This window comes from Bacillus sp. A01H, assembly GCF_045277205.1.
GTDB lineage: Bacteria > Bacillota > Bacilli > Bacillales > Bacillaceae_G > Bacillus_A > Bacillus_A paranthracis.
This window is the reverse complement of sequence record NZ_CP117702.1, coordinates 3,978,653-3,994,791: the sequence shown is the minus strand read 5'-3', so window position 1 is coordinate 3,994,791 and position 16,139 is coordinate 3,978,653. Positions and strand designations below refer to the sequence as shown.

13 protein-coding genes are annotated in these 16,139 nt (G+C 35.0%); 8 read left to right on the top strand and 5 right to left on the bottom strand.

Going from position 1 to position 16,139, the window contains the following annotated elements; all coding sequences use genetic code 11:
* Positions 1–204 precede the first annotated feature (204 nt).
* Positions 205–1,881, top strand: coding sequence for an oligo-1,6-glucosidase (gene malL / locus PSR14_RS21015; RefSeq protein ID WP_080450174.1), 1,677 nt, complete (start codon positions 205–207; stop codon positions 1,879–1,881).
* Positions 1,882–1,921: 40 nt separating this feature from the next.
* On the opposite strand, the gene PSR14_RS21010 is transcribed toward malL, so the two are convergent.
* Positions 1,922–3,682, bottom strand: a complete 1,761-nt coding sequence (locus PSR14_RS21010; RefSeq protein WP_000910090.1) for an alpha-glycosidase — start codon at positions 3,680–3,682, stop codon at positions 1,922–1,924.
* A gap of 324 nt (positions 3,683–4,006) precedes the next feature.
* Between PSR14_RS21010 and PSR14_RS21005 the strand changes: the two genes are divergently transcribed.
* From PSR14_RS21005 to malR, 4 genes are all read left to right on the top strand, one after another.
* Positions 4,007–5,266: an extracellular solute-binding protein gene (locus PSR14_RS21005; protein WP_000709918.1), complete on the top strand. Its 1,260-nt coding sequence runs from the start codon at positions 4,007–4,009 to the stop codon at positions 5,264–5,266.
* A 65-nt stretch (positions 5,267–5,331) separates the two neighbouring features.
* Positions 5,332–6,633 (top strand): maltosaccharide ABC transporter permease MalC, encoded by a 1,302-nt coding sequence (gene malC / locus PSR14_RS21000; protein WP_001194989.1) that lies wholly within the window; start codon positions 5,332–5,334, stop codon positions 6,631–6,633.
* Positions 6,634–7,476: a maltosaccharide ABC transporter permease MalD gene (malD, locus tag PSR14_RS20995; RefSeq protein WP_001022608.1), complete on the top strand. Its 843-nt coding sequence runs from the start codon at positions 6,634–6,636 to the stop codon at positions 7,474–7,476.
* A gap of 280 nt (positions 7,477–7,756) precedes the next feature.
* Positions 7,757–8,779, top strand: a complete 1,023-nt coding sequence (malR, locus tag PSR14_RS20990) for a maltose operon transcriptional repressor MalR (protein WP_000219043.1) — start codon at positions 7,757–7,759, stop codon at positions 8,777–8,779.
* Between the two features lie 14 nt (positions 8,780–8,793).
* Here the strand turns inward: malR and PSR14_RS20985 are convergent, their stop codons facing one another.
* Both PSR14_RS20985 and PSR14_RS20980 read right to left on the bottom strand, forming a co-directional pair.
* On the bottom strand, positions 8,794–9,957 hold the full coding sequence (locus PSR14_RS20985) for an aminotransferase A (RefSeq protein WP_000434564.1): 1,164 nt from the start codon (positions 9,955–9,957) through the stop codon (positions 8,794–8,796).
* Positions 9,958–10,080: 123 nt separating this feature from the next.
* A complete protein-coding gene (locus tag PSR14_RS20980) occupies positions 10,081–10,281 on the bottom strand; it encodes a hypothetical protein (RefSeq protein ID WP_000929285.1) in 201 nt (66 codons plus the stop codon).
* 309 nt (positions 10,282–10,590) lie between these two features.
* On the opposite strand from PSR14_RS20980, the gene kinB reads away from it, so the two are divergent.
* Positions 10,591–11,865 carry a sporulation sensor histidine kinase KinB gene (gene kinB, locus PSR14_RS20975; RefSeq protein ID WP_000420384.1) on the top strand — a complete coding sequence of 425 codons (1,275 nt, stop codon included), beginning with the start codon at positions 10,591–10,593 and terminating at the stop codon, positions 11,863–11,865.
* Between the two features lie 53 nt (positions 11,866–11,918).
* Here kinB and PSR14_RS20970 read toward each other — a convergent pair whose 3' ends face one another.
* Positions 11,919–12,668, bottom strand: a complete 750-nt coding sequence (locus PSR14_RS20970) for a DUF3967 domain-containing protein (protein ID WP_098487380.1) — start codon at positions 12,666–12,668, stop codon at positions 11,919–11,921.
* Positions 12,669–12,904: 236 nt separating this feature from the next.
* On the opposite strand from PSR14_RS20970, the gene nucA reads away from it, so the two are divergent.
* Positions 12,905–13,339 carry a DNA-entry nuclease gene (gene nucA / locus PSR14_RS20965; protein WP_000811499.1) on the top strand — a complete coding sequence of 145 codons (435 nt, stop codon included), beginning with the start codon at positions 12,905–12,907 and terminating at the stop codon, positions 13,337–13,339.
* Between the two features lie 36 nt (positions 13,340–13,375).
* Positions 13,376–13,765 carry a competence protein ComJ gene (comJ, locus tag PSR14_RS20960; RefSeq protein ID WP_000424017.1) on the top strand — a complete coding sequence of 130 codons (390 nt, stop codon included), beginning with the start codon at positions 13,376–13,378 and terminating at the stop codon, positions 13,763–13,765.
* Between the two features lie 37 nt (positions 13,766–13,802).
* Here comJ and metE read toward each other — a convergent pair whose 3' ends face one another.
* On the bottom strand, positions 13,803–16,091 hold the full coding sequence (gene metE, locus PSR14_RS20955) for a 5-methyltetrahydropteroyltriglutamate--homocysteine S-methyltransferase (protein ID WP_001007595.1): 2,289 nt from the start codon (positions 16,089–16,091) through the stop codon (positions 13,803–13,805).
* Positions 16,092–16,139 lie beyond the last annotated feature (48 nt).

The window sequence follows — 16,139 nt, the reverse complement described above, 5'->3', positions numbered from 1 at the left end:
TAGATTCAAAAAATAAACAAAAAAATAAAACGTTTTCATGAATTGGAAGAATATTAGTAAATTTCGTATGTTTTCTTAGAAAAATAAGAATAAAAGTTGTAAGCGCTATTTTAAATTAAGATAGAATCTGTTATCATTCATTAATGAAAACGTTTGCGCCTTGAAAAAGAGAAAATCGAATTATGAATGAAATGGGGTAGCATAATGGAAAAACAGTGGTGGAAAGAAAGCGTAGTATATCAAATTTATCCTCGTAGCTTTATGGATAGCAACGGTGATGGCCTCGGGGATCTTCGCGGTATTATTTCAAAGTTAGATTACTTAAAAGAATTAGGGATTGATGTAATTTGGTTATCACCAGTCTATGAATCTCCAAATGATGATAATGGTTATGATATAAGTGATTATTGTAAAATTATGAATGAGTTCGGAACAATGGAAGATTGGGATGAGCTATTACATGAAATGCATGAACGTAATATGAAACTTATGATGGACTTAGTTGTTAATCATACTTCTGATGAACATAATTGGTTTATTGAATCACGTAAATCAAAAGATAATAAATATAGAGATTACTATATATGGCGCCCTGGAAAAGAAGGAAAAGAGCCGAATAACTGGGGAGCAGCGTTTAGCGGATCTGCATGGCAGTATGATGAAATGACAGATGAATATTATTTACATCTGTTTTCTAAAAAACAGCCAGATTTAAATTGGGATAATGAAAAGGTAAGACAAGATGTTTATGAAATGATGAAGTTTTGGTTAGAAAAAGGAATTGATGGCTTCCGTATGGATGTTATTAATTTTATTTCTAAAGAAGAGGGATTACCAGCTGTTGAAACAGAAGAAGAGGGGTATGTTTCAGGTCATAAGTATTTTATGAACGGTCCAAACATTCATAAATATTTACATGAAATGAATGAAGAAGTATTGTCTCATTATGATATTATGACGGTTGGTGAAATGCCTGGTGTAACGACAGAAGAAGCGAAATTGTATACCGGGGAAGAACGAAAAGAACTGCAGATGGTATTCCAATTTGAACATATGGATTTAGACTCAGGAGAAGGCGGAAAATGGGATGTAAAACCATGTTCACTTCTTACTTTAAAAGAGAATTTAACGAAGTGGCAAAAAGCATTAGAACATACAGGCTGGAATAGTCTGTATTGGAATAACCATGATCAGCCTCGTGTTGTATCTCGTTTTGGTAATGATGGAATGTATCGCATTGAATCTGCGAAAATGTTAGCGACGGTGCTTCATATGATGAAAGGAACACCTTATATTTATCAAGGCGAAGAAATCGGAATGACAAATGTTCGATTTGAATCGATTGATGAATATCGAGATATTGAAACATTAAATATGTATAAGGAAAAAGTGATAGAGCGCGGTGAAAATATAGATAAAGTGATGCAGTCTATTTATATAAAAGGCAGAGATAATGCTAGAACACCGATGCAGTGGGATGATAAAGATCATGCTGGATTCACAACAGGTGAGCCCTGGATTACGGTAAACCCTAACTATAAAGAAATCAATGTGAAACAAGCGATCCAAAATAAAGATTCAATTTTTTATTATTATAAAAAGTTAATTGAGTTACGCAAAAATAACGAAATAGTTGTGTATGGATCATATGATTTAATATTGGAGAATAATCCATCTATTTTTGCATATGTAAGAACGTATGGAGAAGAAAAACTTCTTGTTATTGCAAACTTTACTGCGGAAGAATGTGTATTTGAATTGCCTGAGGACATTAGTTATAGTGAAGCAGAGTTATTTATACACAATTACGACGTAGAGAATGGACCGATAGATAACATGACATTACGTCCGTATGAAGCAATCGTGTTCAAATTGAAATAAGAAAAATCCTTATACCACTTTGGTATAAGGATTTTTTTGGTTACCATTTTAATATGGAGAATCCATATGGAGGAAGTGTAACTTGTAATACACTTGCTTCCGCTGAAAATTCTTCGTTTGTATAAATATTAATGATTTTCTTTCCGGTAACATGGAGAGGCAGTGAAGCTGTAATATCACTATTAGTCGGATTTAAAACGAAAAAGATAGTTTCATCTTCATATGTTTTTGTATAAGAAATATAATTATGTTCATCATTTGCTTCAATGAATTGGAAAGTACCATGTCCTCCAAATGCTTTATATTGCTTTCGTAACGAAATTAATGTTTGTACATGTGTAAATAATAGATGATCTTGTTCTTTCGTATCCCAAACCATACATTTGCGGCAATCAGGGTCCATACCGCCATCCATACCAATTTCGTCTCCATAATAAATACAAGGAGAGCCGATGAAAGAAAGGTGGAATACATAAAGTAACTTTAACTTATTTTTATCTCCGTTACATGTTGTCAATATTCTTGGTGTATCATGGCTGTCTAATAAATGAAATGCTGCTTCATTTACATTCATAGAGTAGGAATGTAGAGATTCTATAATTTGTTTCATAAATTCATTTGCCTTAATGGAATTGTTAGCAAAGTAAGACAGTAGAGCGTTTGTAACAGGGTAGCTCATTACAGCATCAAATTGATCTCCTTGTAGCCAAGGAAGTGCATCGTGCCAAATTTCTCCTAAAATATATACTTCAGAATTTAATGCTTTTATCTCACTTCGGAACTCTCTCCAAAATTTATGGTCGACTTCATTTGCTACATCAAGGCGCCAACCGTCTATATTGAATTCTTTTACCCAATAACGCCCTACTTCAAGTAAGTATTCTTTTACATCCGGGTGTGCAGTGTTTAATTTCGGCATATACGGTGTAAACGCGAAAGTATCATAATTCGGAAGTGGCTCAGTTCTAATTGGGAACTCATGAATATGAAACCATTCTTTATATGCTGACTGTTCACCATTTTCTAGTACGTCTTGAAATTTATCGAAAAAGTATCCACTGTGATTGAATACGGCATCGAGCATTACTTTTATACCGTGTGTATGACATGCCTCAACGAGTTCTTTGAATGTTTCTTTTGTGCCAAATTGAGGATCGATTTCCATGTAGTCAATTGTGTCATATTTATGGTTTGAATGTGCTTTGAAAATAGGTGTGAAATATATTCCTGAAATTCCAAGCTTAACAAGGTAATCGAGGTTTTGCATAATACCAGCAAAATCTCCGCCGAAAAAATTAGTTGGAGTTGGTTCAGCGCTTCCCCAAGGAAGGGTGTTTTCTGGATTCAACGTATGATCTCCATTAGCGAACCGTTCTGGGAAAATTTGATACCAAACAGTATCTTTAATCCAGGAAGGTGCTTTGAATACATCATTTGCATGAATAAATGGAAAACAGAAAAAGTTACCAACGTCATCATTTGGAATGCTAGAAAAAAATCCGCGTTCTGCATAAATAAGCGTTTCTGTCTCTGCTTTTAATTCAAATCCATAACGTAAGCGCTTAAATTTTGGCTCGATGGAAATGGACCAATAATCAAATAATGCAGTAGAACCAGTTTTTTTCATCGGTGCACTTGAAGAAATCCACTTCCCGTCTGTCCATTCATAAGGATCACCATAAATAAGATTGGTGCTTTGAACATCGTCTCTTTTCGTACGTATTCGGATATGAATCGTTTTTTCATCGTAAGCGTATGCGTAATTATCTTTTGGCCTATGATAGATGGCGTCTTTAAGCATATAAAAAATCCCCCTTTACTATCTCTATGCATATTGTTCCCTTAAGTATAATAATAAAGCATATGTTGCAAACGATTGCTTTTTGCATAGCTTTAATATTGCTTATAAGAGTAGTATTCATTTCATATAAAGTCAATCTATAAAGAGTGTAGTAATAATATTTTAAAAATTAATATTTGCAAAATGAATAAAAGAATGTATAATGATAGACAAATAGCGCAAACGTTTTCATAGATTGAGATATCGTTTGCGCTTCTATTAAACTATTTAATGCAAACGTTTTCAATTAGTAAGGTACATATACAATTCAGGGAGGTTTTTGGGATGAAGAAAGCATTATCATTATTAACGGTTTCAGCATTATCAATTGGTATGTTATCTGCATGTGGACCGAAAGATTCAGGGAAAAAAGAAGAAAGTAAAGCAAAGAAAGATTACGATCTACTCGTTTGGGAAGATGATAAAAAAGGTGTTGGTTTAGAACCAGCAGTGAAAAGCTTTGAGGAAAAATATAAAGTAAAAGTAAAAGTTGTTGAAATGCAAATGACAGATCAAGTGAAGAAGTTACGCCTTGATGGACCAGCGGGGACGGGACCAGATGTTGTAACATTGCCACATGATCAAATCGGAAATGCAGTAACAGAAGGTTTACTTTCTGAAGTGAAAGCTGATGATGCTGTAAAGAGTAAATTTACTGATTCATCAATAGAAGCACAGACATATAACGGAAAATTATATGGTTTACCAAAAGCAATTGAGACACCAGTCTTTATTTACAATAAAAAACTAATGCCAAAAGCGCCAGAAACGATGGACGAGCTGTTTAACTTCTCAAAAGAATTTACGAAAGATGGCAAGTACGGATTTTTAGCATTAGGAGATAACTTCTACTTTGCTAATGCATTCATGGCAGGTATGGGTGGTTATGTGTTTGGTGAAAAAGATGGAAAGCCAAATGCAAGTGATGTTGGATTAAATAATAGCGGAGCAGTACAAGGTGCTGAGTATCTTCAAAAATGGTACAAAGAAAAGTTATTCCCGAAAGGTATTATCGGTGAATCTGGTGGACCTGCTGCTGATGGGCTATTTAATGAAGGAAAAGCAGCATCTATCATGAACGGCCCTTGGGCGTTCCAAGCAATGGAAAAGAACGGAATTGATTATGGCGTTGCTCCAATGCCGAAATTACCAAATGGTCAACCAATGAAAACGTTTGTTGGGGTTAAAGGATGGCATGTAACAAGTTTCTCTAAACAAAATGATTTAGCTACAAAGTTCACTGAATGGGTAACGAATGAAGAAAACGCAAAAATTCGATTTGAGAAGACGAAAGAAATTCCTCCAGTAAAAGCAGTAATGGAAGATCCAATTATTAAAGATAACGAAGCTGCAAAAGCAGTTGCAACACAATCTGAAAATGGAATTCCAATGCCAAACATTCCAGAAATGCAAGAAGTATGGAAACCAGCTGGAGATGCGCTTCAATTAGTTGTTACGGATAAAGAGGCACCAAAAGCAGCACTTGATAATGCAGTGAAGCAAATTAAAGGTAATATTGAGGCAAATCATAGTAAGAAAAAATAAGGTGAAATTCGTGCCTCTAATATGAGGGGCACGAATTCTCTCCCAAGAAAAAAGGGGGAAGGAACATGCAAACATCTATGGAACCAGCAAACGGCTTAAACGGTTCAAAACATAGGAAAATGGCAACCATGTTATCAATCATTCCAGGCGTGGGCCAAATGTATAATAAACAATTTGTAAAAGGTCTTATTTTTCTAGTATTAACAGGTTCATTTATTGTAGCCTTTGCTGATTTATTAAATATGGGATTATGGGGAATTGTAACGCTTGGTACAGAAGTTCCACGTGACCATTCTGTCTTTCTATTAGTAGAAGGAATCTTGGCACTCATTGTCATCGTGTTTGGACTCGGAATATATGCATTTAATTTATATGATGCATACCAAAACGGAAAGAAACGGGATATAGGAACACCGTTAAACTCTGTAAAAGAGCAATACCGTAATTTACTAGACCAAGGTTTTCCGTATTTAATGGTTTCACCAGGGTTTTTATTACTTATCTTTGTCGTTGTATTTCCAATCATTTTCGTAATTTTAATTGGATTTACGAACTATGATTTATATCATTCTCCTCCAGCTAAATTAGTAGATTGGGTAGGATTTAAAAACTTTATTGATATCTTTACATTACCGATGTGGAGAGAAACGTTTTTAAGTGTATTTTCTTGGACTGTCATCTGGACATTCGTTGCAACGACATTACAAGTTGCACTTGGTATTTTCTTAGCGATTATCGTAAATCAGCCTGGTATTAAAGGGAAGGCGATTATTCGAACAATCTTCATTTTACCGTGGGCGGTCCCAGCATTCGTATCTATTCTTGTTTTCTCTGGTATGTTTAATGAAACATTTGGAGCGATTAACAATCAAGTATTAGCTTTATTCGGAATTGAAAAGATTGCTTGGATGACAGATCCATTTTGGGCGAAGATTGCTTTAATTATGATTCAAACGTGGCTTGGATTCCCGTTCGTCTTTGCAATGACAACAGGTATACTGCAATCGATTCCAGGAGAATTATACGAAGCGGCTACAGTAGATGGAGCTACAGCTTGGCAACAGTTTCGTAAAATTACATTGCCACTTGTTCTATATGCAACAGCACCAATATTAATTACGCAATATACGTTTAACTTTAATAACTTTAGTATCATCTATCTATTTAACGGCGGAGGTCCTGCTGTAGCTGGACAAGACGCAGGTGGAACAGATATTTTAATTTCATGGATTTATAAGTTAACGATGACTTCCGCGCAGTACGGAAAAGCAGCAGCTCTTACAATGATCTTATCGTTAATCGTTATTACAGTTGCGTTATGGCAATTTAAGAGAACAAAATCATTCCAAGAAGAGGATATGATGTAAATGAATATTAAAAGACAAAAGATGTTACGTCTCTCATTAAGTTATCTCGTTATTTTCGTAATGTGTGCCATCATTTTCTATCCATTATTATGGATTATTGGCTCATCGTTTAATCCGGGTGATAGTTTATCTGGATCAAGTATTATTCCGCAAAATGCAACACTAGATCATTATCGTAAGTTATTAGATTTAGAGAATAGTAATTATTTACTATGGTATAAAAACACATTAAAAGTAAGTGTTTTAACGATGATTTTTTCAGTGTTAGCAATTAGTTTTACTGCTTATGCATTTTCGAGATACCGTTTTGTTGGAAGAAAAAATGGTTTATTAACATTTTTAATTTTGCAAATGATTCCAAACTTTGCAGCGTTAATCGCTTTATACGTATTAGCACAGTTAACAGGATTAATTGATACGCACCTTGCATTAATTTTAATTTATGTAGGCGGGGCAATTCCAATGAACACATGGCTTATGAAAGGGTATTTTGATACGATTCCGAAAGAATTGGATGAGTCAGCTCGTATGGATGGAGCAGGGCATTTCCGTATTTTTTGGCAAATCATTATGCCACTTGCAAAGCCAATCGTAGCGGTTGTAGCGTTATTTACTTTCATCGGCCCATTTACAGATTTTATTTTAGCGAGTATTATTTTGCGCACACCAGAAAATTATACGTTAGCAGTTGGATTATATGAAATGGTGGCGAAGAAATTTGGGAATGAATTTACAACGTTCGCAGCGGGTTCCGTATTGATTGCAATCCCAATTTCAATTTTATTCCTATCACTACAAAAATACTTTATCTCTGGTTTAACTGCTGGAGGTACGAAAGGATGAAAAATGGGACAGTATGTCCCATTTTTCTTTTCATCTTCCTATAAAACATTTTATAGGGAGATGAAAAGAGATTTGACATCCCATATGAAAAGAAGTGAAATAAATAGTATATTATAGTATAGGAAAAAAGAGCTCTATCCCTTACAATACATGGAGAGGGAGAATATGATAGGTTTTACAAGATAGAATCAATGAAAGTTTATGACTTCCCCTATTACTTGCAACGGGTGCAAGATGAAAATATATAAAATGGCAGAGAAGTGAAAGGAGGGGGATTTTTATGACAGTTACAATTAAAGATGTGGCGAAGAAGGCGAATGTAGCACCATCTACCGTTTCTCGTGTAATTGCTGATAATCCAAGTATAAGTGAAAAAACAAAGCGTCGTGTTCGGAAAGTAATGAGTGAACTAGGGTATCATCCTAATTTAAACGCAAGAAACCTAGCTAACCAAACAACAAAAACACTTGGCCTTGTTATGCCAAGTTCTGCAAGTAAAGCTTTTCAAAATCCGTTTTTCCCAGAAGTTATAAGAGGGATTAGTTCGTTTGCACATGTGGAAGGGTATGCGCTTTATATGTCGACAGGTGAAACGGAAGATGAAATTTTTAATGGTGTTGTAAAGATGGTGCAGGGGCGCCAAATTGGTGGCATTATTCTTTTATATTCAAGAGAGAATGATCGGATTATTCAATATTTACATAAACAAAATTTCCCGTTCGTATTAATCGGGAAACCATATGATCGTAAAGAAGAAATTACATATGTAGATAATGACAATTATACAGCTGCAAGAGAAGTAGCAGAATATTTGATTTCATTAGGTCATAAACAAATCGCGTTCATCGGCGGTGGATCAGATTTACTTGTGACGAGAGATCGTTTGGCTGGTATGAGTGATGCTTTAAAATTAGCAGACATTGTATTGCCGAAAGAGTATATTTTACATTTTGATTTTTCAAGAGAAAGTGGTCAACAAGCCGTGGAGGAATTAATGGGGCTAAAGCAACCACCGACAGCAATTATGGCAACGGATGACTTGATTGGACTTGGTGTGCTAAGTGCACTTTCTAAAAAAGGATTCGTTGTACCGAAGGATGTTTCAATTGTAAGCTTTAATAATGCTTTATTATCAGAAATTGCGAGTCCTCCGCTTTCAACAGTTGACGTGAATATATATCAGCTAGGATATGAGGCAGCAAAAGCTTTAGTTGATAAAGTAGAGAATGCGGAGTCTACTGCAAAGTGTATCATTATTCCGCATAAATTACTGAAGCGTCAAACTTGCGATCATTATGCATAAAAAAAGCTAAGAGTTTAACTCTTAGCTTTTTGTTGTAGAAAGGCTTCTAAACGGTCACAGCCTTCTTTTAAAGTTTCAATACTATATGCATAGGATAAGCGAAGGTAGCCTTCACCATATTCAGAGAATGCTGTTCCAGGAACGACGGCAAGTCCAGCTTCTTTCACAAGATCAAGTGCAAAATCAAATGATGAAGATGTTAAATGGCCAACATATGGGAATAAGTAAAATGCACCTGTTGGCTTTTCAACTGTTAAGCCCATTTGAATAAGTCTATTATATACGTAATCACGTCGTTTTTTGTATTGATGACGCATCATTTTTGGTGCATCTTTAGCAGCTGTTAAAGCTTCAATTGCAGCATATTGAGCGATTGAAGTAGCGCACGTTACGTTGTATTGATGAACTTTTAATATATGCCCAGCTAAATAGTTTGGTGCGAATAATAGACCGATACGCCAGCCAGTCATAGAATGCGATTTTGATAAACCGTTAATGACGATAGTCTTTTCACGCATTTCTGGGAAATGAGCGATCGATGTATGTGTCTGTTCATATACAAGTTCGCTATAAATTTCATCAGAAAGAACGAAAATATTTTTATCTTTTAAAACATCTACAATATCCTGTAGTTCTTCTTTTGATAAAGTTACACCAGTTGGATTAGAAGGATACGGCAGTACGACGCATCTTGTTTTTTCTGTAATGGCCTTTTCCAGTGCTTCGGCTGTTAAACGGAAGCCAGTTTCACGAACATCGATAAAAATAGGTGTTGCGCCGCATAATCGAATAATCGGTTCGTACCCTGGATAAATAGGGGCAGGTAAAATGACTTCTGTTCCTGGCTCTAAAATCGTTCGAAATGCAACATCAATTGCTTCACTAGCACCGATTGTAACGATGGTTTCGTTTTCAGGTGAATAATGTAAATCATAGTTATCTTTTACAAAGTTACAAGCTGCCTTGCGTAACTCTAGTAAACCAGCGTTATGTGTATAGCTTGTATAATTTTCTGTAATAGCCCGTTTTGCCGCTTCTTTTACGAGAGAAGGTGTAGGAAAATCAGGTTGTCCAATTGTTAAAGAGATAAGATTATCATAGTTTTGAATCATGTTAGAGAATTGACGGATTCCAGAAATTTGGATGTCCTTTACTCTAGGGTTAATGAATTGTTCCATTGTATCTCCCTTTCTTCCGTTTGAAAATTAAGTTCATTTTAACATATTTTCTATCATTTCGCTTGCGTATATGGTATGTAGAAAGAGAGGAATAATAGAAAAAAAGCCGCTGTAAGCGACTTTTTAATATCCGTATTCCCAATCTATTTCATCTTCATTCCAAAGTACAGAGGATACTTTGCCAAGGTGAACAACTGATTCATTCACAGCGCATGTGCAATTTTCTTCTCCTGTTTTATGCTGTAACTCTTCATACACTGATTTTTCAACGTTTTCTAGAACGACCAAATTTTCTTCTTTTAAAACAAGCGTAGTACCCGCCATATTTATCTTCCTCCTACTAAAATAATGATCACTTATTTGTAAACATAGATAGTATGGATTATATGCTGTATTTTGCTATAGTTGTCCGTCTTATGAAGTATTTTTTATTTTCTTTGTAATCCGTATTCATTGTATACTGTCGGGCAGAAATTTGGTACAGGGTTTACATTCATTTCGAAAATCTGTAACAATTATTATGTGTTGTTAACAAAGAATTAACAAATATGTTAAGAAAAATCAAAATTTTAAAACAAACAAACCTGTAAAATGATATAATCATATCAAAATACATATAGGGGATGAGAGGTTATGGAGCTTATCCGTGATTTAATGATCCAAATTGCAATCATTATTTTGCCACTATTTTTATACGAAGCGATTCGTTTAAATCGTTATCAAGAAATGCCTCCGAAGCCGAACCGCTACTTTATTATGTTTTTATCTAGCATTACACTCGTTCTCTCTATGACATATTCTATTTGTTTTGGGGACGTTTGCGGGTATAACTTTCACCCAATCCCAATTGTTAGTGGTTTTTTATATGGTGGGATTGTTGGTTTAATCCCGGCCGTTATTTTTGTTATCTATGAATGGGCGCTAAAGGGCATAAACCTTCTTCCAGTCATAGAAGTAATATTTCTATTGATAGTTCCATTATTTTTATCAAAGAAATGGTCTCTATTTTCAAGGGATAAGAAGCTAATTTTAGCATTTATGATTTCATCATTGTACGTACTTGTTTCTTTAGTGATTGGTATGATTAACGTTCTGTTAGAAACGGGGTTTACACCATATGTTTCGCACTTATATAGCGGATATATATTTGCTTCGCTTATTATGGTTATGACAATGGTATTTCAGGTGTACTTAACAGAATATTTAAATGAAAATGCAATACTACGTACAGAGATGCAAAAGTCAGAGAAACTTAATATTGTAAGTGAGTTAGCAGCAAGTGTTGCACATGAGGTTCGAAATCCGCTCACTGTTGTTCGTGGTTTTATTCAATTGCTAGAAAGTACGGAAGATGTGAAGAACAAGGATTATATGCGTCTCGTATTAGCTGAATTGGACCGGGCAGAACAAATTATTTCAGATTATTTAAATTTAGCAAGGCCACAAATTGAGAAAAAAGAACATATTTGCTTATCAGCTCAATTAATAGAAATGACGACTCTTATGTCATCATTTGCAGCGATGCAAGGTGTATATTTGCAAGTTGAGATTTCTGAAAGTCTTTATACGATCGGTGATAAAACGAAATTGAAGCAAGCTATTATGAATGTTGTTAAAAATGGTATTGAAGCAATTCAAGGAAATAAAGGATATTTAAAAGTAACGGCTATACAAAAAGATGAAACGATTGTAATAAGAGTTAAAGATAGTGGTGTTGGAATGACGAAAGAACAATTAGCAAGGCTCGGACAACCGTATTATTCTTTAAAAGAAAAAGGGACAGGATTAGGACTAATGGTAACATTTAGTATTTTACAAGCGCATAATGGTACGCTGGAATATAAAAGTGAAAGTGGGAAAGGAACTGAAGCGATTATTATATTGCCAGCTGTAAGAAATAAGGAATAAAAGTTACCGATAGAAGGTAACTTTTTATTTTATATTAGAAAAAATATATTATGCTATTCAGTTGTTTTTTCTTGTTTTGTTCGGCTAAATAAACTTCTAAATGATTGGAAAAAGCTTTGTTCTTTTGAAGCGGAGACTAATCTTTTTGTTTCTTGAATTTCGCGAATGACTTGCATAAGTTGTGCATCACGGTTGCTATCTTTATTATAAATTTGATTTACGAGTTTATTCATTTTTTCTTCTTGTTTAGATTCTCGTTTATACATATGATTCATTAATAAGTCCATCTTTTCTTTTTGCAGAGCATCTGTTTGAGCGGCATGATCCACTAACTCTTGTAGCATTTTTTCCTGAGATCCTTCTTTTACATAAACTTGTTGCATCAACTCATCTAGCTTTTCATCTTTTAAACGATTTTGGGTAATAAGGGTAGAATTTTGATGAATAATGGCTTCATTTAGTTGAGCGAGCATTTCAAGTTTTAACATGAATTCCTCGAAGTTGCGCCCATCTTCTTTTTCTTTCGGTTGTATTTCTTGCGTATTTTGTATAACTGGTACAGGTGGGGCCTCTTTTTCTTTTAAAATAATTGGTATCGTTTCTGAAATATCTTCCTGCAATGTAGCAGCTCTTTCATGTATAGATTTCAATAGTTTTAAATCATCAAGTTTATAAATACGAGCATCAGCTGTTTTGGAAATTATATAACCATGTTCTTCTAACAGTTGACTATATTTGCGGACTATATGTTTTGGGATGCCTGTTTTATTCGTCACATCTTTCGTTTTATAGGTAGCTTCCATAATATTTCCTCCCCAAAAAGTATCGTATATATCATTTCAATCTTTTATGAGGACTTCCTTTGAAAAAGAATGTCGGAAGGTTATTAGTTTTCTACAGCATTAGTGAAAAGATGAAGAAAAATGAGAGTTTTTGGCGGAATGGCGAAGAAGAGCTAAAATAATGTCTGAAAACATATACAGGAGAAGTTTGTTATAATAACTGAGGAAAAGAAACTGGTAGAATCATGGAGGTATACATGAAGCAATTAAAAGGTATTATCATTTCAATTATTGCAATTCTTTCTATTGTAGTAGCGGTGTATGAAGTGCTTGTTCCAGAGGAAACAAGTATTAAAAAAACAAATGCGTATGATCAAGTTCTAGAATTTCCGAAAGATCGATACCCAGAGACAGGGAAACATATTACGGATGCTATAAAAGAAGGGCATTCAGAAGTGTGTACAATCGACCGTGGTGGCGCTGCGGATAGAAGAAAATTATCGTTAGCTCCATACCCATCAAAAAAAGGGTATGATCGTGATGAATGGCCAATGGCGATGTGTAAAGAAGGCGGAAAAGGAGCGCACATCGAATATATAAGTCCAGCAGATAATCGCGGAGCAGGCTCTTGGGTAGGAAATAAGTTAGATAAATACCCAGATGGTACGCGTGTAAAATTTGACGTAAAGTAGTAGTTGTATATTTCATAATGAAGGAGGAGGGAAACGATGGAGTTAACAATTTCGTATTCGCAATTAATGTTGATGAACTATGACGGTGATCAGCCTTACGTTGACTGGACGGATGAAGATTTTGAGAGAGGTTATGCGAAGACGGATGGAACTGTTATTTTTGAAGCACTTTCTGATTATACTTGTGAAGTAAAAGTGACCCCAGGGAAACATATTGAGAAAGAAGAAGTAATTAGAACGGTTACAGTTCCTTTTACAGTTGAAAATGAATGTATCGTTGTAACAAGTATTCTTTCAAATAAATTTCAAATTCCTATTCCAAATGGTGAGTATACGGTTGTATTACAGGCAACACCCCTTGAAGAACCAACGGATGATGAATTATATAAAATACAATATGAATTCTTTTTTGAAAGTAAAGAATAAAGAATGGGGTATCCTCAAAAAGGATACCCCATTTTTATTATGCGTTTGTTTTTAGCAAGGAACGAGCGTCTTTTGCCGCTTGCACCATGTGCTCTAAAGCTGGAATAACTTCTTCTGTTCTTCTCGTTTTTAAACCACAATCAGGATTAATCCAGAAATATTTAGGATCGCATACTTTTAAAGATTGTTCTACGATTTTATACATTTCATCTTTACTTGGTACACGTGGGCTATGAATATCATATACACCTAGACCGATGCCTTTTTCATATGTTGTATGTTTTAATGTATCAATAAATTCACCGTGACTTCTTGATGTTTCGATAGAAATCACATCTGCATCTAATGCGCGAATCGCATCAACGATATCTTCGAAGTTACTGTAACACATATGAGTATGAATTTGTGTTTCATTTGCTACAGATGAAGTGGCTAAAAGGAAGGATTGTACTGCCCATGTAATATAAGCGTCCCAATCTTTTTCTTTTAGTGGCATTCCTTCACGAAGTGCTGGCTCATCGACTTGAATTACTCGAATTCCGGAAGATTCAAGTAGTTCAATTTCATGACGAAGAGCTAATGCAATTTGATATGAAACTTCTTTTCTTGGAATGTCATTTCGAACGAAGGACCAATTTAAAATCGTAACAGGTCCAGTTAACATGCCTTTTACAACTTTCTCTGTTAAGCTTTGTGCATAAACAGTTTCCTTAATAGTCATTCCGTTAATAAAGGCTACATCACCATAAATAACAGGTGGTTTTACGCAGCGGGAACCGTATGATTGCACCCAACCGTTTTTAGTGAATGAGAAACCAGCAAGGCGTTCACCAAAATATTCGACCATGTCAGTTCTTTCAAACTCACCATGTACAAGAACATCAAGACCAATTTCTTCTTGGTAACGAATCCATTTTTCTGTCTCTTTTTCAATAAATTGTTCATATTGTTCATTTGAAATAACACCGTTACGCCATTCTTTTCGCGTTTGGCGAACTTCAGTTGTTTGCGGGAAGCTACCGATAGTTGTTGTTGGTAACAACGGTAACTTCAAAGCAACTTGTTGTAATTCATATCGTTTTTCAAATGGAAGAGGTCGTGAAAAATCTTCTTCTTTTAGTGCTGTTCGTGCTGCTTTGACATCTTCTCGGTTACGTGCAGCAGATGAACGAATTGTATGATGTACATTTCGATATGTTTCCAGCTCATTACGAATACTTTCTGTACCTTGAGTTAGAGCGGAATGAATAAGAACTAACTCTTCTAATTTTTGATTTGCAAATGCCAACGCGTCAAATAGCTCAGTCGATAAGTGAGTTTCTTCTGTTTTATCGATTGGCGTATGCAATAAGCTACAAGAAGGCTGAACGATGAAGTTTTTCGTTTGGACTTGTTTTTGTAACGTTGTAAATAACGTAAGAACTTCATCAAGATCGGCTCTCCAAATGTTACGGCCATCTATACAACCAACAGCTAAAGTTTTATCAGCTGGGAATCCATATTTTGAAATAGCATGTAGATTACCTTCTTTACCATGAATGAAATCTAATCCAATACTTGATACTGGGAATGTAATGATTTCTTCATAGTTTTCTTCTACACTATCAAAATATGTTTGTAAAAGAAGATTCGCATTTGGAACTTCTCTACGAATAGCTTCATAAATTTCTTTTGCTTGTTGAACTTCTTCTTTCGTTAAAGAAGCGAAAATCGGTTCATCAACTTGAATGATTTGTGCACCAGCTGCATGTAGTTCTGAAAGCAGTTGTACGTAAGGTGCAACTAACTGTTTTAAAATAGTAGCAAATTGCTCTTGTGTATAGCCTTTAGCTAATTTCAAGAAAGTATATGGTCCTAAAATAACAGGTTTTCCATCTACTCCTAATTCTTGTTTTGCCTCTTCGTATAAGCGAAGTGGACGATTATCTTTTAAAGAGATTTGTAATCCCTCTTCATATTCTGGAACGATATAATGATAGTTTGTATTAAACCATTTTGTCATTTCGGAAGCTACGTGATCTTTAGAGCCACGCGCCATTGCGAAATATACATCAAGGTAAGATGTAAACTCAGAAAAACGTGATGGGATAAATCCTAGCATATAAGCAGTATCCAAAACGTGATCGTAATATGTAAAGTCGCCAATTGGAATAAGTTCAATCCCTTTTTCTTGCTGTGCTTTAACGTGTTGAAGACGAATTTCTTTCATTGTTGTTAAAAATTGTTCTTCATCGATTTTATTAGACCAAAAAGCTTCCAATGTTTTTTTCCACTCTCGTTGTAGTCCGATACGTGGATAACCTAAGTTACTTGTTTGAATTGCCATTTCAAATTCCTCCCTAATTGAAAGTAAGCATTTCCGTTTACTAGGAAA